The 18,541-nt window shown below is 66.9% G+C and carries 18 protein-coding genes and 1 pseudogene; 10 read left to right on the forward strand and 9 right to left on the reverse strand.

The features are described 5' to 3' along the window. Positions 1 to 3 precede the first annotated feature (3 nt). Complete coding sequence (locus GFD21_RS01855) at positions 4 to 1,032, forward strand: sensor histidine kinase (RefSeq protein ID WP_163196228.1); 1,029 nt, start codon at positions 4 to 6, stop codon at positions 1,030 to 1,032. On the opposite strand, the gene GFD21_RS01860 is transcribed toward GFD21_RS01855, so the two are convergent. Beyond that, positions 1,007 to 2,476 carry a serpin family protein gene (locus GFD21_RS01860; RefSeq protein WP_163196229.1) on the reverse strand — a complete coding sequence of 490 codons (1,470 nt, stop codon included), beginning with the start codon at positions 2,474 to 2,476 and terminating at the stop codon, positions 1,007 to 1,009. The genes GFD21_RS01855 and GFD21_RS01860 overlap by 26 nt on opposite strands. A gap of 60 nt (positions 2,477 to 2,536) precedes the next feature. Continuing rightward, positions 2,537 to 3,475: a LysR family transcriptional regulator gene (locus GFD21_RS01865; RefSeq protein ID WP_163196230.1), complete on the reverse strand. Its 939-nt coding sequence runs from the start codon at positions 3,473 to 3,475 to the stop codon at positions 2,537 to 2,539. A 291-nt stretch (positions 3,476 to 3,766) separates the two neighbouring features. Between GFD21_RS01865 and GFD21_RS01870 the strand changes: the two genes are divergently transcribed. From GFD21_RS01870 to GFD21_RS01895, 6 genes and pseudogenes are all read left to right on the forward strand, one after another. Further along, entirely contained in the window at positions 3,767 to 5,101 is a 1,335-nt protein-coding gene (locus GFD21_RS01870) for an MFS transporter (RefSeq protein WP_318643722.1), read from the forward strand. Positions 5,102 to 5,229: 128 nt separating this feature from the next. Beyond that, positions 5,230 to 6,192, forward strand: a pseudogene (locus GFD21_RS01875) (3-hydroxyacyl-CoA dehydrogenase family protein). An 81-nt stretch (positions 6,193 to 6,273) separates the two neighbouring features. Further along, the gene (locus tag GFD21_RS01880; RefSeq protein ID WP_163196231.1) at positions 6,274 to 7,059 is read left to right on the forward strand and encodes a methyltransferase domain-containing protein; all 786 of its coding nucleotides are present in this window, start codon (positions 6,274 to 6,276) and stop codon (positions 7,057 to 7,059) included. A gap of 51 nt (positions 7,060 to 7,110) precedes the next feature. Next, positions 7,111 to 8,076 (forward strand): L-lactate dehydrogenase, encoded by a 966-nt coding sequence (locus GFD21_RS01885; RefSeq protein ID WP_163196232.1) that lies wholly within the window; start codon positions 7,111 to 7,113, stop codon positions 8,074 to 8,076. 267 nt (positions 8,077 to 8,343) lie between these two features. After that, positions 8,344 to 9,651: an MFS transporter gene (locus tag GFD21_RS01890; RefSeq protein WP_225431602.1), complete on the forward strand. Its 1,308-nt coding sequence runs from the start codon at positions 8,344 to 8,346 to the stop codon at positions 9,649 to 9,651. Between the two features lie 23 nt (positions 9,652 to 9,674). Then, a complete protein-coding gene (locus GFD21_RS01895; RefSeq protein ID WP_225431527.1) occupies positions 9,675 to 10,334 on the forward strand; it encodes a GNAT family N-acetyltransferase in 660 nt (219 codons plus the stop codon). A gap of 51 nt (positions 10,335 to 10,385) precedes the next feature. Here the strand turns inward: GFD21_RS01895 and GFD21_RS01900 are convergent, their stop codons facing one another. Then, complete coding sequence (locus GFD21_RS01900) at positions 10,386 to 11,060, reverse strand: sugar O-acetyltransferase (protein WP_191996812.1); 675 nt, start codon at positions 11,058 to 11,060, stop codon at positions 10,386 to 10,388. Positions 11,061 to 11,172: 112 nt separating this feature from the next. On the opposite strand from GFD21_RS01900, the gene GFD21_RS01905 reads away from it, so the two are divergent. Beyond that, a complete protein-coding gene (locus tag GFD21_RS01905) occupies positions 11,173 to 11,949 on the forward strand; it encodes an ion channel (RefSeq protein WP_163196235.1) in 777 nt (258 codons plus the stop codon). A gap of 131 nt (positions 11,950 to 12,080) precedes the next feature. Here GFD21_RS01905 and GFD21_RS01910 read toward each other — a convergent pair whose 3' ends face one another. Continuing rightward, on the reverse strand, positions 12,081 to 12,605 hold the full coding sequence (locus tag GFD21_RS01910) for an NAD(P)H-dependent oxidoreductase (RefSeq protein WP_163196236.1): 525 nt from the start codon (positions 12,603 to 12,605) through the stop codon (positions 12,081 to 12,083). A 238-nt stretch (positions 12,606 to 12,843) separates the two neighbouring features. On the opposite strand from GFD21_RS01910, the gene GFD21_RS01915 reads away from it, so the two are divergent. Further along, complete coding sequence (locus GFD21_RS01915; protein ID WP_318643723.1) at positions 12,844 to 14,217, forward strand: MFS transporter; 1,374 nt, start codon at positions 12,844 to 12,846, stop codon at positions 14,215 to 14,217. Positions 14,218 to 14,346: 129 nt separating this feature from the next. On the opposite strand, the gene GFD21_RS01920 is transcribed toward GFD21_RS01915, so the two are convergent. Both GFD21_RS01920 and GFD21_RS01925 read right to left on the reverse strand, forming a co-directional pair. After that, positions 14,347 to 14,871 (reverse strand): NAD(P)H-dependent oxidoreductase, encoded by a 525-nt coding sequence (locus GFD21_RS01920; RefSeq protein ID WP_163196238.1) that lies wholly within the window; start codon positions 14,869 to 14,871, stop codon positions 14,347 to 14,349. A gap of 87 nt (positions 14,872 to 14,958) precedes the next feature. Continuing rightward, the gene (locus GFD21_RS01925; protein WP_163196239.1) at positions 14,959 to 15,396 is read right to left on the reverse strand and encodes a GNAT family N-acetyltransferase; all 438 of its coding nucleotides are present in this window, start codon (positions 15,394 to 15,396) and stop codon (positions 14,959 to 14,961) included. A gap of 182 nt (positions 15,397 to 15,578) precedes the next feature. Between GFD21_RS01925 and GFD21_RS01930 the strand changes: the two genes are divergently transcribed. Further along, a complete protein-coding gene (locus GFD21_RS01930; RefSeq protein WP_163196240.1) occupies positions 15,579 to 16,058 on the forward strand; it encodes a flavodoxin in 480 nt (159 codons plus the stop codon). Between the two features lie 6 nt (positions 16,059 to 16,064). On the opposite strand, the gene GFD21_RS01935 is transcribed toward GFD21_RS01930, so the two are convergent. From GFD21_RS01935 to GFD21_RS01945, 3 genes are all read right to left on the reverse strand, one after another. Beyond that, positions 16,065 to 16,511 carry a HipA domain-containing protein gene (locus GFD21_RS01935; protein WP_163196241.1) on the reverse strand — a complete coding sequence of 149 codons (447 nt, stop codon included), beginning with the start codon at positions 16,509 to 16,511 and terminating at the stop codon, positions 16,065 to 16,067. A gap of 180 nt (positions 16,512 to 16,691) precedes the next feature. Then, complete coding sequence (locus tag GFD21_RS01940) at positions 16,692 to 17,786, reverse strand: aldo/keto reductase (RefSeq protein ID WP_163196242.1); 1,095 nt, start codon at positions 17,784 to 17,786, stop codon at positions 16,692 to 16,694. 73 nt (positions 17,787 to 17,859) lie between these two features. Next, a complete protein-coding gene (locus GFD21_RS01945) occupies positions 17,860 to 18,432 on the reverse strand; it encodes a sugar O-acetyltransferase (protein ID WP_163196243.1) in 573 nt (190 codons plus the stop codon). Positions 18,433 to 18,541 lie beyond the last annotated feature (109 nt).

The raw sequence follows: 18,541 nt of genomic DNA on the forward strand, positions 1-18,541 counted from the left end.
GCGATGAGCATCACATCATCGAACAAGGGACGCGCCCGGCTCATCAGCCTGCGCATGACCATCGCCATGGCCGCCATCACCGTGATCGGCGGCATCCTCTTCACGCTCGGGGTGCTGCTCGGCTCACGCCACGAGTTCACGGAACGCGGCCTCGACCCCAATGCCATGAGCGTCACCGAACAGTTCGGCTCCGGCATGATGGTCATCGACACGAGGAAGGCCATCGCGTTCACCCTCCTGTTCGTCGTCGGCGTTATCGCCGCCGTGGCCGTCGTCGGCCGCTACTACGCGCGCAAGGAGGTCGAACCGCTCGAACGCGCGTTCGAACTCCAGAAGGATTTCGTCGCCGACGCCAGTCACGAGCTCAAGACGCCGCTCGCCGTGATCGCCACGCGCATCGACCTCATCGACTTCCGCCGCTCTCATGGCGGCGACATCGACGCGCCGCTCGCCGCATTGCGCGGCGACGTCGACCGCATGACCGCCATCATCACCGACCTGCTCGTCGCCGCACGCGGCGCCGTCAACGCCGAACCCGTAGCCCTCGCCGACGTGGCCGACCAGTCCGTCGAGGAGGTGCGCCCGCTCGCCGAGACGCGCGGCGTCGGCCTCGTCGTGCGCGTCGACGGGGAACGCGGACGGCTCGTCGTGCGCGGCAACGCGATCGGACTGTCCCGATGCCTCGTCGCCGTGCTCGACAACGCCATCGCCCACTCGCCCGATGGCGCGCAGGTCGCCGTCTCGGTAGGTTACCTGCACGGCGGCCGGGCCGTCGTGCGCGTCACCGATCACGGCGCCGGCATCGGCGACGATCCCGAACGCCTGTTCCGCCGGTTCGCCCGCGACGACGACGGCACCGCGCACCAGGGCTACGGGCTGGGCCTCTCCCTCGCCCGCGACGTGGCGACCCGCTACGGCGGCACGCTCGACGTGGAATCCACGTCGCCGGCCGGCACCACGATGCGTCTCACCCTGCCGCTCATGGACGGGGGACGGCGAAGGGGCGTCACAGGTCGCGCACCGCGCCGATGAACAACGGCACGCCGTCCGGCGTGGACAACTCGTAGAGGAACGGCCGGTCCACGTCGAACGTGACCTTATCGGCGATGGGCGCCCCGGCCGCCTCCGTCTGGATCTGCGTGAACGCGGCCGCCTTCGCGCCCTTCTCGTTCACCTCGATGCGCGTGCCCTGGATGATCTCGCCGATGAACGGATTCCCCGGCAGCCCGTCAGGCTCCAGCATGCCGGAGAAATCCGCCGTGCCCTGCGAGAACGCGTCCGTCACGCCCAACGCCCGGAGCGTCTTCTCGGCGCTCTCTGGAGAGAACGCGTTTTCGATGGAGAACCGCGGAAGTTTCAGGTCCACGCTTGTCGACGCGGCCTCCACCTCCGGGACGGCGTTTCCCGCGGCATCGGTTCCGGCCTTCTCGCTGCAGGTGGGCGCATCGCCGCCGGTCTCGCGCGCGGAGCACGTCGACATCGCCCACTCCAGCCGCGCCGCGTCGGAGGAGAACTCGTCGAACCGTCCCTCGGCGGGCAGCAGCACCGTCAGCGCGCCGCCGTTGTCGAACGGGATGGAGACGCGCCGCCATGAGCCGTCCGCCGCCTGTGCATAGCCCATCGAATCGAACGTATGCGCCATCATCGGCACCATGCGCTCGCGCGAAGCGCCGTGGAACGTCCGATCCTCGGTGTTCGTCTCCTCGAACGGTGTCTCCCAGCGGCCGTCCGCGTACACGGTGTCGATGATCGTCATCACCGTGTCGGCGTTCAACCGGATGTCCGGTTTGAGCATGCCGTGGGTGTTGTCCTCGATCCATTCGGACATGCGCTTCTCGGCGCGCGCGTCGAACGCGAGGGATTCCACGTCGGCGTCGAACCTTTCCTGCGCGGCCCGCCGGAACGAATCCTTGAGCGTGTAGCGGCCATCCACCCACACGGAGTCGTGCACGTCCATCACGGACCGCGCATCGTCGTACCGGCCGTTGACCGACGAGCGCAGCGACGTGTAGTCCCCGTCGCCGAGACCCTTGGCTCCGAGCGTCTCGTCCAATTGCGTGCGCGTCGCGCCGCCGGCGCCCTGCGCGGCGAGCGCGAGCGCCATCCACATCGACGTGGGGGAGTAGTTGACGTTGACGTTGCCGTCGTCGCCGTTCGCCGCGTCGAGGAACCCGGGTGCGGAACGGTAGGCGAATCCGGTGACCGCGTCGATCGCGGTCTGCGTCGCCGGTTCGGCCGGCTCCCTGCGCATGAGCGCGACGGTTCGGGCGCCGCCTCCCAGCGTCCACCAGACGGTCCCGCCTCCGCCGATCGCGATGATCGCCGCCAGCAGCGCGGCGAGGATGATGCGGACGCGTTTCGCGCGGCTCGGGGACCGGGATGTGTGTGAGGCGCGTGACGAGCCTTCGCCCGGCGCGGTCGGCGCGGACGTCGTGACGGTTGTTGATGGTGTCGTGTCGTGGTCTCGCGTGGACATGGCGATCTCCCTCGATCCGTCGATGCTGCTCGCGTTACCTCCCGCGATACCGCCATCGTATCAGCGGGCGTCACCCGCTTCCGTCGCCTCCCGTGCGGATGCGTTTCGCTCCACGCCGGCGAGCTCGGCGATGCGGTCCACGAACGCGGCGACGGTTGGCGTGGGGTCGGTCGGGTAGAGCAGACCGTACTGCATGCCGACCGGTTCGGGCCAGTCCACGGCCACGTTGACGAGCTGCGGGTGCACGTCGGCCCACATCGGTTTGGAGACGAGCAGGTCGCCGGTCCGGGCGCACTCGTTGAACACGTCCAGATCGTAATGGTCGATGTCGGCCAGTTCGATGCCGCCGGCGCGTTCGAACAGGTCGCGTGCGACGTCGTCCGTGCCGTTGCCGCGCGGCAGCATGCGTATGCGCGTGCCGGCGAGGTCGTCGAGCGTCACCCTGGCGCGGCGGGCGAGCGCATGGCCGCGCGGCACGGCCAGACACAACGGTTCGTAGGACAATGCCAGCGTCCCGCATACGCCCGTCCAATGATCGGGTGCGAACGCGGTGGCGATCACGTCGATCGTGCCGCCGAGCCGGGCGATGATGTCGGTGATGGACGTGCGGTTGTCCGGCAGGGAGACGAGTTCGAGGCGGATGCTCGGAGTGCGGCCGGCGTCATGCTGCCACAGGTCGAGGATGCGTCTGCCCGGCCGCAGCATGGAGACGCCGAGACGCACCGGCACGATGTCCGGCCGGGCGCGCCGCCGCGCCCTGCGGATGATCTCATCCGACCGGCGGATCAGGTCGCGCGCGCCCTCCACGAGTTCCGTGCCGGCCGGTGTGGGGGTCACGCCGCCGTGCGAGCGGACGAACAGGGTGAGCCCGTATTCCGTTTCGAACGTGTTGACCTGTTTGGCGACTGCCGGCGTCGAGATGTGCAGGAGGCGCCCCGCCTTCGCGAAACTGCCCGTCTCCGCCGCCGCCACGATAGCATCCAAGCGCCTGTCGTACATCGTCGTCCTTTCCATCCGTCCGGACGTTTCATCTGCGCCCCCTTCAGGGGGAGCTGCCGGCGAAGCCGGCTGAGGGGGTGAGCGTGAACCTATGGTTCATACAATATGAACCATAATCACTCACATTCCAACGTTCCCAACATCCCACGCGCCGTACCATATCCTACGCGACAACCGATATGACATTCCGATCCATAGCGTAAGGAGAGAACGACGACCATCTCATCGACCGTTTCATCGCCCGCCCCATCGACTTCGTCGACGGCGTTTCCGGACGACCGCACGCGGGCCATCGCCCGTTCCGCGCCGTTCGCCACGGCCGCCGCGTCCATCGCCTCGTTCCTCGTCGGCATGGACGTGCTCATCGTCAACGTGGCGCTGCCCACCATCAGCCGCGACCTCGGCGGCGACATGGCCGTCCAGCAGTGGGTGGTCGACGGCTACAGTCTCCTGTTCGCCGCGCTCCTCCTGCTGTGCGGCAACCTCGCCGACCGGTGGGGTGCCAGACGCGTGTTCGTCTGCGGGGCCGCGCTGTTCGCCGCCGCATCCCTGTTCAGTTCGTTCGCATGGTCGATGGGCGCGCTCGTCCTCGGCCGATGCCTGCTCGGTGTGGCGTCCGCCCTGATCCTGCCCGCCTCCATGGCGCTCATCAACGAGACGAACCCCGATCCGAAGCGACGCGCCTGGGCACTCGCCCTGTGGGGCGCGGGCGGCGCGAGCGCGTCTGCCGTGGGGCCGCTGCTCGGAGGACTCCTCACGCCCATCCACTGGAGTCTCGTGTTCGCGGTCAACGTGCCGTTCTGCCTGCTGGTCCTCGGCCTGTGCACGCGCGTCGCGCCCTCGCCTCGCCGTGCCAAGCGGTTCGACTGGGTGGGGCAGGCGCTCGCGCTGTCCGGCCTCGTCGCCCTCATCGCCGGCGTCATCGAGATCGGCGCCCTCGGCGTCTCCTCGCTCCTCGCTTGGACGCTCGTCGCCGGCGGCGCGATCCTGCTCGTCGCGTTCGTCCGCTCCCAGGCGCAGGTCCGCGCGCCCATGATGCCGCTGGGACTGTTCCATGTGCGCGGCATGCAGGTCGCGCTGCTCATCGGCTTCGTCATGATCTTCAACTGGTACGGCATGGTGTTCATCTGCACGCTGTTCCTGCAGAACGGGCTCGGCATGGGCGCCTTCGCCGCCGGGCTCGTGTTCGTGCCGTCCGCGTTCGTCACCATCGCCGGCAACCTCGTCGGCGGGCGCATCATCACCGCACGCGGGTCGAAGTTCTCGATCACGCTGGGACTCGCGATCATGATCGCGGGATTCCTGTTCGAATTCCTCCACCCGTCGCCGATCCCCGTATGGGCGATCGCCACGGGGCTGAGCGTCGTCGGATTCGGCGCCGCCATCACCACGCCCGCGGCCGCCGGCGTGGTGCTCAAGAGCGTCGACCCCGCGCAGGCCGGCATCGCCTCCGCCATGTTCAACACGTTCCGCCAGGTCGGCGGCGCGGTCGGCGTGGCCGTGTTCGGCGTCATCGCCACGTTCCTGCCCTCGCTCACCCTGGCCCTGCGCGCCGTGTTCCTCGCCTCCGCGCTCCTGCTCGCCCTCATCCTCGCCTTCGAACTCCTACGCTGGCGCGACCGCTGACGTACGGCGGCATGCCGTCGGCTCCGCGTCTGTCATGAGGCTTCCTCCGCTCCCGGCATCGGGAAGGCGATACAATCACCATTCAGGACGGTATGCGTCCGCAAGGGACTCGTGGAGGAGGTTCGACGATGAGCAGGGGGATCGACGACATCAGGACGGTGGCGAACGTGGGCACGGGCACGATGGGGCATGCCATCGCGCTCCAGTTCGCGCTCGCCGGCTACGACACGAGGCTGGTCGGCCGTAGCGAGAAGTCGCTGGACCGTGCGACGGCGAACATCCGCCGGGACGCGACGGCGTTCGCCGACGCGGGACTGCTGCGCGACGGCGAGACCGTCGACGACGTGCTCGCCAGCATCACGCCGGTCGTCGGCTACGAGCGGGGTGTCGCCGACGCGGACTTCGTCATCGAATCCGTGGCGGAGAACCTCGACGTCAAGAAGTCCGTGTGGACCGAGGTGGAACGCTTCGCGCCCGAGGACGCGATCTTCGCGACCAACACGTCCGGCCTGAGCCCGACGGCCATAGCCTCGGCGCTCGAACATCCGGAGCGTTTCGTCGTCGCCCACTTCTGGAATCCCGCCCAGCTCATGCCGCTCGTCGAGGTCGTGCCGGGGGAGAAGACCACGAGGGACGTGGTCGATACGACCTTCGACCTCATGGCACGCATCGGCAAGAAGCCGGCCCGGCTCAACAAGGAGTCGCTCGGCTTCATCGGCAACCGTCTCCAGATGGCCGTGCTGCGCGAGGAGTTCCACATCATCCAGGAGGGCATCGCCGACGCCGCCACCGTGGACGACGTGATGAAATACAGTCTCGGCCGCCGCTGGAACCTCGTTGGCCCGGTCGCCAGCATCGATCTGGGCGGACTCGACGTGTTCTACAACATCAGCACCTACCTGTTCGACGACATGGACAACGGCACCGGGCCGAGCCCGCTGCTCGCCGAAAAGGTCAAGGCCGGCGACCTCGGCGCGAAGACCGGCAGGGGATTCTTCTCCTGACAGGGCGAGGACGGCAGACGTGTCATCGAACAACGCGACCAGGCGCTGCTGCGCGCGTTGAAGGACGACGCGGCGGAAGACCGCTGAGGACGGCACCCGGCCGCCGTCATGTTCGCGATGCGGACGCATCCGCGGACCGTATGCGTCCGCATCGCTAGCGTGAAACGCATGGTCGTATGGGATTCCGAACAGTATCTGCGGTTCAAGACGGAACGCACGCAGCCGTCACATGATCTGGCGATGCAGCTGCCGCCGGACGACGGGACGGTCACGCGGCTCATCGACATCGGCTGCGGGCCGGGCAACAGCACCGCCGTGCTGCGCGAACGCTACCCGCACGCCGCGATCCTCGGCGTGGACAGCTCGCCGGAGATGATCGCCGCCGCCCGCCAGGCCCATCCGGACATCGACTTCGCCCTGTGCGACATGTCCAAGACGGACGAGGTCGCCGCCCTGCCGCACGACTTCGATGTGGTCTTCTCCAACGCGTGCATCCAATGGGTGCCCGACCATCCGCGCCTCATCCCCGCGATGCTCGGCCTGCTGCGCGAAGGCGGCATGCTCGCCGTGCAGACGCCGATGAACTACGAGGAACCCATCCACCGCATCATCGGCGAACTGGTGCATTCGCCGGCGTACACGGACCGGCTCCCGCAGGCCCGCGAGTTCTTCAACCTCACGCCGCCCGAATACTGGGAGCTGCTGCACGCGCACGCCGCGCATTTCCGCATGTGGACGACCACCTACATGCACACCCTGCCCTCGCATGAGGCCATCATGGACTGGTATCGCGGCACCGGACTGCGCCCCTACCTGCAGGCACTCCGCGACGAGCGCGAACGGGCCTCCTTCGAGCACGAGGTGTTCGTCCGCGTGCGCGACGCCTACCCGACCCGGTCCGACGGCAGCATCATCTTCCCGTTCCCCCGGTTCTTCTTCACCGCCGTGCGGTGAGCCGGGAAGGGCGCCGGCGCAACATTTCGAGAGGAAAGGAAGGGCCGCATCATGGTCACCGCGAACAGGAGCCGCGTGGTCGTCGTCGGCACCGGAAGCGTCGGTGCGGCGGTGGCGAGCGCCATCGTGCAACAGGGGTTGTGCAACGAGCTCGTGCTCGTCAACCATCATCCCGAAAAGGCGGAGGGCCTGGCCATGGATCTGGCCGACGGATCCGAGTTCCTCGGCAGGTTCGTGACGATCCGTGCGGGCGGCTGGGAGGATTGCCGTCGCGCCGACGTGGTCGTCGTCACCGCCGGGCCGAAGCCAAAACCGGGGGAGACGCGCATGCAGGAGCTCGGCGCCGCCATCGACATCGTCGACCCGATCCTGCGCCATATCAGGGATTCCGGGTTCAACGGCATCCTCATCATGGTGTCGAATCCGGTCGACGTGCTCAGCTGGTTCGCGTGGAGGCGCACCGGACTGCCTCGCGCGCAGGTGTTCGGCTCCGGGGCGGCGCTCGACACGTCGCGCATGAAGACGATCATCGGCGAGACCACGCGTCTCGACCCGCGTCTCGTCTCCGGATACGTGATCGGCGAACACGGCGACAGCCAGTTCGTGCCGTGGTCCACGGTCTCGTTCATCGGCAAATCGTTCGCACAGTACCTGGAGGACAACCGTTCGCGCTATCCGGGCGTCACGCTCGCCGGCATCGAGGAGGAGACGCGCCGACGCGGACTCGACATCAAGGGCCTGCGCGGCGGCACCAGCTACGGCATCGCCGCCACGGTCGCCGGGCTCGTGCGCATGATCCTGTGGAACGAGCGCGGCGTCGTGTCCGTGTCCACGCTCATCGACGGCGAATACGAGTACGGCGAACGCGACGTGTTCCTGTCCCTGCCCGTCGCGCTCGACGGCGACGGCGTGGGCGACTTCGTCGACCTGCACCTGAGCGGCGACGAACTGGCGAGGTTTCACAGGTCCGCCGCCGTCGTGCGCGACCACTGTCGCCTCGTCGCCGACCGGCTGTAGACGTTCGTTGTCGGCGAACGTGGCTAACGTTCGGACTCATGTGTACCTTGCGCTGCGCCTCATCGCCGGACAACAACGCCCCGGTGTACGCGCCCGGCTTCATCTGACATACGGTCCCGGCACACCGTCGCCGCACCGTCCATGACGGACGGTCGGCACGGCATGCCGGTTCGACCGTACGCATGCCCTGCACGGTGCGGAACGAACGGACCGTGCGGAACGATGAAGTGAAGGAACACCCATATGCCCGATACCCCTGAACCGACCATGCCCTTCGAACCGGAGACCGATCTGCGGGAGTTAGACTGGACGCGTCGCGTCGCCCTGCTGCTCACCGGACAGGCGTTCTCCCTGCTCGGCTCCAACATCGTGCAGTACGCCCTCTGGTGGTGGATCGTGCTGCAGGAGAGAAGCGGCTGGTCCATGCTGCTCGCCACCCTGTTCGGCGTCATGCCGCAATCCCTCGTGTCGGTCTTCGGCGGGTCCATGGCCGACCGCCACCGGCGCAAGCCGCTCATCATGCTGCCGGACCTCATCATCGCCGGCGTCACCGTCATGCTGTCGTTCGCCTTCGCGCACGGATGGGCGAACCTGGCCATCCTGTTCGTCGTCCTGTTCATCCGCTCGGCCGGCGGCGGCGTGCAGACGCCCGCCATCCAATCGTTCATCCCCGACATCACGCCGGCCGGCGGACTGCTGCGCGTCAACTCGATCTACGGCATGATCAACTCGGCCAATATGCTCGTCGCGCCCGCCATCGCCGCTGTGCTCATCAACGTGATGCCCCTGTGGTCGATCCTGCTCATCGACGTGACGACCGCGGTCATCGGCGTCGGCTTCGTCGCCCTCATCCGCGTGCCGGAACGCCGAGGGGGAACCGTTGCGTCGCCGACACCGGTCGCGGGCGTCGCGGCGGACAACGCGCTCGTCTCCGGCATCCGCCGCGCGTTCGCCGACCTCAAGGCCGGTCTCGTCTACACGATGCGGCAGCCCCGCCTCAAAGGCGTGGTGTTCGGCGATGCGCTCACTTGTTTCGTGGCGGTCGCGCCGATGAACCTGACGCTCCTGCTCATGACCCGCGAATACGATGGGCGGGATCTGAATCTCGGGTTCGTGAACCTCACCACCGCCTCCGACAAACTCGCCGCCAATGAGCTGAGCTGGAGCGCCGGCATGCTGCTCGGCGGGCTCATCATGTCCACCATCGGCGTGAAGGTCATCCGCGACAACATGCGCGTGTCCGCATACGCCATCGCCGCGGTCGGCGTCACGATCGTCGGGCTCGGGCTCGCACCCGGACTGCTCGCCTACCTCGTCATCAACATCCTGTGCGGCGTCGCCTGGGGCATGTGCGCCGCGCCGATGCGCACCGTCATGCAATCCGAATCCGATCCATCGATGGTCGGCCGGGTCTTCGGCCTCGACACGACGCTCGCCACGCTCGGCATGCCGCTCGGCATGCTCGTGTTCGCGCCGCTCGCCGACCTGATCCCGATCGCGTGGGTGTTCGTCGCCAGCGGCCTGCTCGCCCTGCCCGTCGCCCGGTACGTGCTCGGACAGGCGCGCGTCCGGTGAATGCGAGAATGGAACGTATGCGTATGGACGATTCCGGAGATTCCGCGGCCTCGGCGGCCGGCGTGACGCTGCGGCCGCTTCGGCGCGATGATTGTCCGGCGCTCGTCGCGATGATGCGCCGCATGTGGTACGCCGACCCCGAGATGGACGGGCGTTGCGCGCGACGTCTCGCCATCATCGACCTGCATCATTGCCTGTCATGCTCGACCATCGCGACCGTCGCCGTGCAAGGCGACAGGGTCGTGGGCGTGATCCTGGCGCGCGTCGACGCGAAGATGCCGCGTCTGCGGTCCACGCCGTTCGGCCGCCACGTCCGACGCGTGATCCGTGAATCGCTGCCGTTGCCGTTCACGGCGGACGGCCGACGAGGCATCCGCGACGCGCTCGACCTCATCGCCGTGGACGGACGGTTGATGCGCGGGCTCAGGACGCGCTACGACGCGGAGGCGGTGCTGTTCCTCGTCGACGAGCGGGTGCGCGGCAGGGGAGTGGGGCGCCTGCTGTTCGACCATGCGGTCGGACGATTCCAGGCCGAAGGCGCACGCCGGTATTTCCTGTTCACCGACACCACGTGCAATGTGGGCTTCTACGACCATCGCGGCCTGACCCGGATCCGTGAGGAACGCCGGGGGCATGCCGACGGCACCGTCGACACCTACTACCTTTACGAAGGCGAGGTATGAGGGGCGCGAGTGGCGGGAAGCCATCGCCTCCATATCCGTCGTCCGCGTCGGTTACTCGTTCCGTGCGGCGTCGCGTGCGGCGATGCGCTCGAGGAACCCGGTCCTGTCGGCCTCCGTGATCGGGCGGATGACGCGCGCCGGATTGCCGACGGCGACCACGCCTGCCGGGATGTCCTTCGTGACGACCGAGCCGGCGCCGATCACCGAACCGCGTCCGATGGTCACGCCGCCGAGCACGGTCACGTGGCCGCCCAGCCATACGCCGTCCTCGATCACGATCGGCTTCGCCTGGCATGCCCCCGCCTTGCGCTCCTCGAAATCAAGCGCATGGTTGGTGGCGAACAGGCCCACCATCGGCGCGATCCACACATAGTCGCCGATCGTGATCGGCGCGTTGTCGAGCATCACGCAATCGAAGTTGATATAGGCGTGCGAGCCGATCGTGATGTTGCGGCCCATCTCGCAGCGGAAGTTCGGTTCGATGAACACGTCCTCGCCGACCGAGGCGAACAATTGCTCCATGAGTTCGCGACGACGTTCCACATCCTCATAATCGGTGCGGTTGTAGGCGACGAACAAGCGCTTCGCCTCCGCGCGCTTGCGCTCGATCTCCGGATGGGAATCCTCGTAGACCTCACCGGCCACCATGCGTTCCCATTCGACGCGGCCCTCCGGCGTGAGATCCGCGGTGACGTCGTAGTCGTTGCCGTGTGCGTCCCTGGTCATATCTCTGAAGCTCCTTCGCTCGATGCATGTACGTTCGTACATTATATGGCTTCGATGCGGCGACGGGCCGGCTCCGGCATGTGACCGGCGCTCCGGCCGGTAGAATCGTCGCATGGGTCTCAAGGCATGGAAGCGTTGGACGGACTGGCCGCTGATGGCGCTGTCCGTCATGTTCCTCGTCGCCTACTCGTGGGAGATCCTCGCCGGCACGCACATCCTCCTGTGCGAGACCGTCATCAACGTGATATGGATCGTGTTCGTCGTCGACTACGTCGTCTCGTTGTGGCTCGCCGAAGACCGGTGGCGATGGTTCACGCGCAACCTGTTCGCCCTCGCGACCATCGCGCTGCCCATGTTGCGCCCGTTGCGGCTGCTGCGTCTGCTTACCGTGCTGCACGTGCTCAACCGCACCTCCGGCATGGCGGTGCGCGGCCGCATCGCCGTCTACGCGTTCGGCGCGGTCGGCATGCTCATGTACGTGGGCGCGCTCGCCGTCTACTCGGTCGAGCGCGGGGCGCCCGGCACGACGATCGACGGGTTCGGCACGGCCCTGTGGTGGGCGTTCGTCACCGTCACCACCGTCGGCTACGGCGACGTGTCGCCGGTCACGTTCGAAGGCAAGCTCATCGCCGTGGCGTTGATGTTCGCCGGCATCGCGCTGATCGGCATCGTCACCGCCACGCTCGCCTCATGGATCGTCGACCAGGTCAACTTCGAGGCGCACCGGCGCGAAACGGCAGGACGGAAAGCCGGGGAGAAGCGTGCGGCGATGGCGACGGATTCCGCGGTGGATTCCGCCGAGGAGCTGCGTGCGCTGCGCGAACAGGTACGCGAACTCACCGCATCCGTAGCCGCCCTGCGCAAGGAGCTCGCGTCACGTGGGCGGTAGTCGCGTCATGGCCAAACGGCGACGCGGTCCGTCGTGGACTGGGGATTGGGGACGACGGCCTCTCGACGCGAAACGGCTCTCATGGGCGGACCATGAGAGCCGTTCTTTGCTATGGAATCATTCGATTGACGTTACTTGGCCAGGAACGCCTTGTAGTCCTCGACGGCCTTGGCCAGCGCCTCGTCGGTGATGCCGAAGGAGGCGAAGGTGACGAACGGCTTGACCCACGTGGCGTTGATGTGATTGGCCGTGCCCTCGAACGGGACGAGCACCTGCTCGATGGTGAACCTGTTATCGCCCTCCGGCTGGTACTTCGATTCCGGGGAGCCGGTGGAGACGGCGACGGCGAACTCCTTGCCTTCGAACGCGTGGCCGTCGGCGCCGTACGCCCAGCCGTGCTCGAGCACCTCGTCCTCCCACTCCTTGAGCAGGGCGGGGGAGGAGAACCAGAACAGCGGGAACTGGAACACGACGCGGTCGGCGGCCTCGACCGCCGCCTGCTCGGCCTTCACGTCGATCCTGCCGTCCGGGTAGAGCGCGTACTCGTCGCGCACGGTCACGTTGTCCAGTTCGCCGGCGGCCTCGGCGAGCGCCTTGTTGACGTGGGACTGTCCGTTCAGGGACGGGTGGAACACGAGGACCAGCGTCTTCTTCATATGTTGTCTCCTTGTTGGCATGGCTCGCTTCGCGATATCTCGAAACGAGAGGTCTATGTCTTTTCTACCATGTCCTCCCGCGACACGCCGCGGCTGGGATCGAATACGTTCCGGGCGAACGCGCCGATGCCGCCGACAAGGTCGACGAAGCCAGGGGCTGACCGATCGCATATGCGGTATGTCCGCACCCGATGGGCATGATATGCCGCGTATGTCTCAATATCTTTCGGAAGAAACAATCGAAGAAGAAACAATCGCAACGACAATCGAAGACACATCCGACCGGTCCGAACGCGGGTGGATACGCCGCGCCGCATTGCTGCTCACCGGCCAGGCGTTCTCCCTGCTTGGCTCCAGCGTCGTCCAGTTCGCCATCTGGTGGTGGATTGTATTGCAGACCCGCACCGGATCGGCCATGCTGCTGGCCACCCTGTTCGGCGTCCTGCCGCAGGCGCTCGTCTCCATATTCGGCGGGCCGATGGCCGACCGCTACAACCGCAAGGCGCTGATCGTCCTGCCTGATCTCGTCATCGCCGCCGTGACCGTCCTGCTGTCCATCGCGTTCGCGACCGGCTGGGCCAGCCTGTCGCTCATCTTCGTGGCACTGCTCATCCGATCCGCCGGAGCCGGCATCCAGCAACCCGCCGTGCAGTCGTTCATCCCGGACGTCGTCCCGGAGAAGGGGCTCCTGCGCGTCAACTCGATATTCGGCGTCATCGACTCGGCGAACCGCATCGCGGCGCCGGCGATCGCCGCCGTGCTCGTCAACGTGGCGCCGCTGTGGTCGATCCTGCTGGTCGACGTGACGACCGCGGTCATCGGCGTCGGCTTCGTCACTCTCATCCGCGTGCCGGCGAAACCCGAGATCTCCAGGGCCACGGAGGACGGTGCCGGGACGGAAACCGGCGAGGCCGCGGCCCGGCCGGTGGAACCGCTTCCGCTCGCCGTGCTATGCCGCACGTTCGCCGACCTCAAGGCCGGCTTCATCTACACGATGCACCACCCGTACCTGAAGGGCGCGGTTCTGGGCGACGCGCTCACCTGTCTCATGTCGGTCGCGCCGATGAACCTGACACTGCTGCTCATGACCCGCGAATACGACGGACTGAATCTGGACCTCGGGTTCGTGAACCTCACGACCGCGTCCGACAAGCTCGCCGCCAACGAGCTGGGCCTGAGCGTCGGCCTGCTGCTCGGCGGTGCGCTCATGTCCGCGATCGGTCCCAGGCTGCTGGGCGGCGCGCTCGCCCGGATGCGTGCGATCGCATTCGGCATCGCCATGGTCGGCATCACCGTCGTCGGTCTCGGGCTTGCGCCGAACCTGCTCGCCTATCTGATCGTCGACGTGTTGAACGGCGTCGCCTCCGCGGTCTGCGTCGGGCCGATGCGCACGATCATGCAATCCGAATCCGACGAGTCGATGACCGGCCGGGTCTTCGGCCTCGACACGATGCTCTCCACGCTCGGCATGCCGTTGGGCATGCTCGTGTTCGCGCCGCTCGCCGACGTGATTCCGATCGTATGGGTGTTCGTCTCCGGCGGCGTGCTCACCCTGCCTGTCGCATGGTATGTGCTCACGCTGTCACGCCGAAGCGTTCCCGGAAAGCGGTGATCCGTCAAAGAACGAATGGGGCGTGCGCCCGCTCATCGGATATCGGTCCGGCCGGCAGGCACACGCGCCGCCGCTGTCAGTCATGTACGGTGAGCCGGCAGACCCGGCTCACCGCCCTCCAAACGACCGTCAGTCGGTGAGGAACGCCTGATACCTTCGGCCCGCCGTGGCCAACGCCTCGTCGGACAGTTCCATGGATTCGAAGACGACGAACGGGTCGCGCCACACGGCGTGCGTGTAGCGGGCCATCATCCGGTAGGGGGAGAGCACCTCGCGCATCGTGGCGCCGTCGTCCTCCTCCACATATTCGGATTCCGGGCCGCCCGCCGTGGTGGCGACCGCGATCTCCTTGCCTTTCATCGATTCGCCGCCGGGGCCGTACGCCCAGCCGAACGCGAGCACCTTGTCCTCCCACTCCTTGAGCAGGGCGGGTGCCGAATACCAGTACATGGGGAATTGCAGCACGATGCGGTCATGCTTCTCGACGAGCCGCTGCTCGGCGGCCACGTCGATCACACCATCCGGGTACAGCGCATACACATCGCGCACCGTCACGGCGTCGCCAGGCAGTTCGCGCGCCGCCCGGACCAGCGCCTTGTTGGCGCGCGATGCACCCTCGAGATCGGGATGGAACACCAGAACCAACGTCCTCATCAGAGCCTCCTTGCGGTATGGGGGGGGTGGGCATCGACACTTCGCATGATACCCGAGGGGAAGGCGCGGCCATCCCGCCGCCGGGTGTCACGCCCGCCACATCATGCCGATGTGGGGGATGCCGTCCTCGAGGAACTCGTCCGAGACCTGCGTGAACCCGAGGGCCTCGTACAATCCGCGCGCATACGTCTGCGCCTCGATATGCACGGCATCGGCATGCAGACGCTCGCGCGCCACCCGAAGCCCCTCGCTCACGATACGGCTTCCGAGCCCCTGTCTGCGCCGCGTCGCCAGCACGCGCCCTATCGAGGCTTCGGGGAACGTGATGCCCGGATCGATCACACGGCAATACGCGGCGATGCCATCATCATCATGCAGGAACACATGCCAGCAACGCCGGTCCGCCTCATCCACTTCCTGATAGGCGCACCGCTGTCCCACCACGAACACCGCCACACGCACCCGGTAGATCTCATACAACTCCGCCGCACTCAGTTCCTCGAACCGTTTCACCGTCAACTGCATACGCGCCATCGTATAGGCCGGCCGGGAACGCGAACCCATGCCCGCGACGCATGACAGGATATCGAACGACGCTATTGGCCATTGCGGCGCGGCCGCGGTGTAATACGGGATGGAGGCCGCGGGCCTTTCGCATTCGATACCCGCGGAGCGCAGGCATAGTCCTTAGAGGGAAAGGAACCATCATGGGCAAGCGCATACTCGTCACCTATTTCTCCGCCACCGGCACCACGCGAGGCGTGGCCGAACGACTCGCGCATGCCATCGGCGCGGACCTGAAGGAGATCGTGCCGGCCCAACCGTACACGGCCGCCGACATCGACTGGCGTGACGCCGCCAGCCGTTCCAGCGTGGAGCACACGCACCGTGACATGCGCCCGGCGCTCGCCGGACCGATCGACGTGAAGCCCTACGACGTGGTGTTCGTCGGATACCCGTTGTGGTGGGAGACCGCGCCGCGCGTGGTGCGCACGTTCCTCGAAAGCGAGGACTGGGCCGGCAGGACCATCGCGACGTTCGCCACGTCCGGTTCCAGCACGCGCGGCGCCGACGGCGCGCAATTGCATGATTCCGCGCCCGCCGCCCGTTGGGTCGCGGGACGCCGCGTCGCCGCCTCCGAAAGCGAGGCCAAGCTCGCCAAGTGGGTCGACGGTCTGGGCCTGTGAATTTGATCAGTCGCGCACGGTGAAGCCGGCACCGGCGATGCGCTCCCGCATGTCCTTGGCGATGGACAGGCAACGGGCGCGCGGGATGCCGGCCTTGACGCCGATGCCGGCCAGGTCGGCGAGCGTGATGCCCCGCCCCTTGCCGTTGACCGCCGTGGTGTGCTCGCCGTTGATGCCGGGGTTCTCGGTCAGATCGTAGGCAGGGGAGAGCCGCCAGGCGGCGTGCTCCCGGTCGTACAGGTAGGAGAAGTTCTTCGTGTGGTCGTCATGGTTGCCGACGAACACACCTTCCCGCAGCGGCAGGCTCAACGGGCTGATGGAGGATCCATGCGCCAGCCACGTCCGATCGTAGGCGAACGCCAGGGTACGGTTCGGGGACAAGGTGAGCACACCGACCGATTCCCCGACATATGCGACTCGAATCCGGTCAAGATCCGGCAATGGGTTGGTCATGCGCGGCCTCCGTCCCGTCGTGCGGCTGCGGCGACATCGTCGATGTCGCATAGTACGGCTGTGCGAACAACGCGTCGAAATCCCGTTCGCAATCCAGTGCGAAGGCGATGTTCACCAGCGAGCCGAACCTGCACATGTGTCTGTGCCGGTCAACCGAGTCGCAGGCCGCTCTGCTGCCCGTCAGTGGTTGGTGAGGGCCTCCTGCGTGGGCTGGTAGCGGGCGCCCTCGATGGTGATGGAGTCGAGCGTGCGGTCGATGGCGGCGAGTTCGTCGGGCGTGAACATGACGGCCGCGCCACCCAGGTTCTGACGCAGACGGTCCACGTGCTTGGTGCCGGGGATCGGCGCGATCCACGGCTTCCGCGCGAGCAGCCAGCCGAGCGCGACCTGCGCGGGCGCCACGCCCTTGGCTAGTGCCAGCGACTCGACGTAGTCGCTCATCGCGATGTTGTGCGCCATATGGTCGGGGGAGAAGCGCGGGATATGGCTGCGGTAGTCGTCGGCCGCGAACCGGGTGGACGCGGTGAACCGTCCGGCCAGCATCGCCTTGCCGAGCGGGCTGAACGGCACCAGTCCGATGCCGAGCTCATCCAGGGTGGGGATCAACTCCTCCTCGGGTTTCCTCCACCACATCGAATACTCGTTCTGCACGGCTGTGACCGGCGTGATCGCATGCGCCCGGCGCACGGTCGCCGGAGCCGCCTCCGACAGGCCCCAATGCAAAATCTTGCCTTCGGCCATGAGCTCGCCCATCACGCCGGCCACATCCTCGATCGGCACCTTCGTGTCCACACGATGCTGGTAGTAGAGATCGATGTGGTCGGTGCGCAGACGCCGCAACGACCCCTCGACCGCCTTGCGGATCGTCTCGGGGCGCGAATCGGTCTGCTGCACGCGCCCGGAGGAGTCGAGCTGCGCCTCGCCCTCGCCTTCGCCGAATCCGCCATGCAGGGCGAAACCGAACTTGGTGGCGATGACCACATCGTCGCGGAACGGCTCCAACGCCTCGCCCACCAGCTCCTCGTTCGCGAACGGGCCATACACCTCGGCCGTGTCGAAAAACCGTTCGCCCATCTCATAGGCGGCGCGGATCACACGGATCGACTCGTCGTGCGGCAGGAACGGCGGCCAGCTCATCGTGAACCCCATGCAGCCCAAGCCGATCGCCGAAACCTCCAAAGCCGCGGAACCCGTGCCGAGCGTGCGCTTCGGCAGATCGACCGGCGTAATGTCGTCGAACTCGTCGTCAGCGGACCTGACTGTATTGGTGGACATGACTGTTTCCTTTCCTGAATGATCCCTAATCGCATGTTCCGCCGCACCGTCGCAACGTCGCGGCACCGGAACGTCACACGTGCCCGATGACCTTGGCCGGCACCCCGGCGACGACCGCGCCAGCCGGCACGTCATGTGTGACGACCGCCCCCGCGCCGACGATCGCTCCGTCACCGATTGTCACATCCTGCAGCACAATCGCGCCCGCGCCGATCCACACGTGCGCGCCGATGCGGATCGGCTTCGAGACGGTCACCGCCCGCCGCATCGGGTCGCGCATGTGGTTGATGGTGATGAGTTGCACGTTCGGTCCCAGGAACGAACCATCCCCGATCGAGATGCCGCCACGGTCCATCAGCGTGCACCCCCAGTTGACGAACACATCCCGGCCGACCTCGATGTTCCGGCCGAAATCCGTGTAGAACGGTGGATTGAGACGGAACGACGCATCCACCGGATGCCCCACGATCCGTTCGAACATCGCATGGACCTCGGCCGGATCGTGATAGCCGCCCGTATTGAGCTCCACGCACAGCCGCTTCGTCTCCGTGACGATCCGCCCGATGACGGCATACCCCGGTTCGGCGGGATCGACGGGCACACCGCCCCGGTCGCGGGCGAGAACATCGGTCGTGGGTTCGGCCATAACGACACTCATGATCACGGTCCTTTCCACAAGTCGGTCCCATTGAACCGCAGCTGGAAAGAACCGGCCAATAGTGTCGTTCGATGCACCCCCATGCCCGCCGGCTATA

Source organism: Bifidobacterium platyrrhinorum (assembly GCF_010667645.1).
In the GTDB taxonomy this organism is placed as follows: domain Bacteria; phylum Actinomycetota; class Actinomycetes; order Actinomycetales; family Bifidobacteriaceae; genus Bifidobacterium; species Bifidobacterium platyrrhinorum.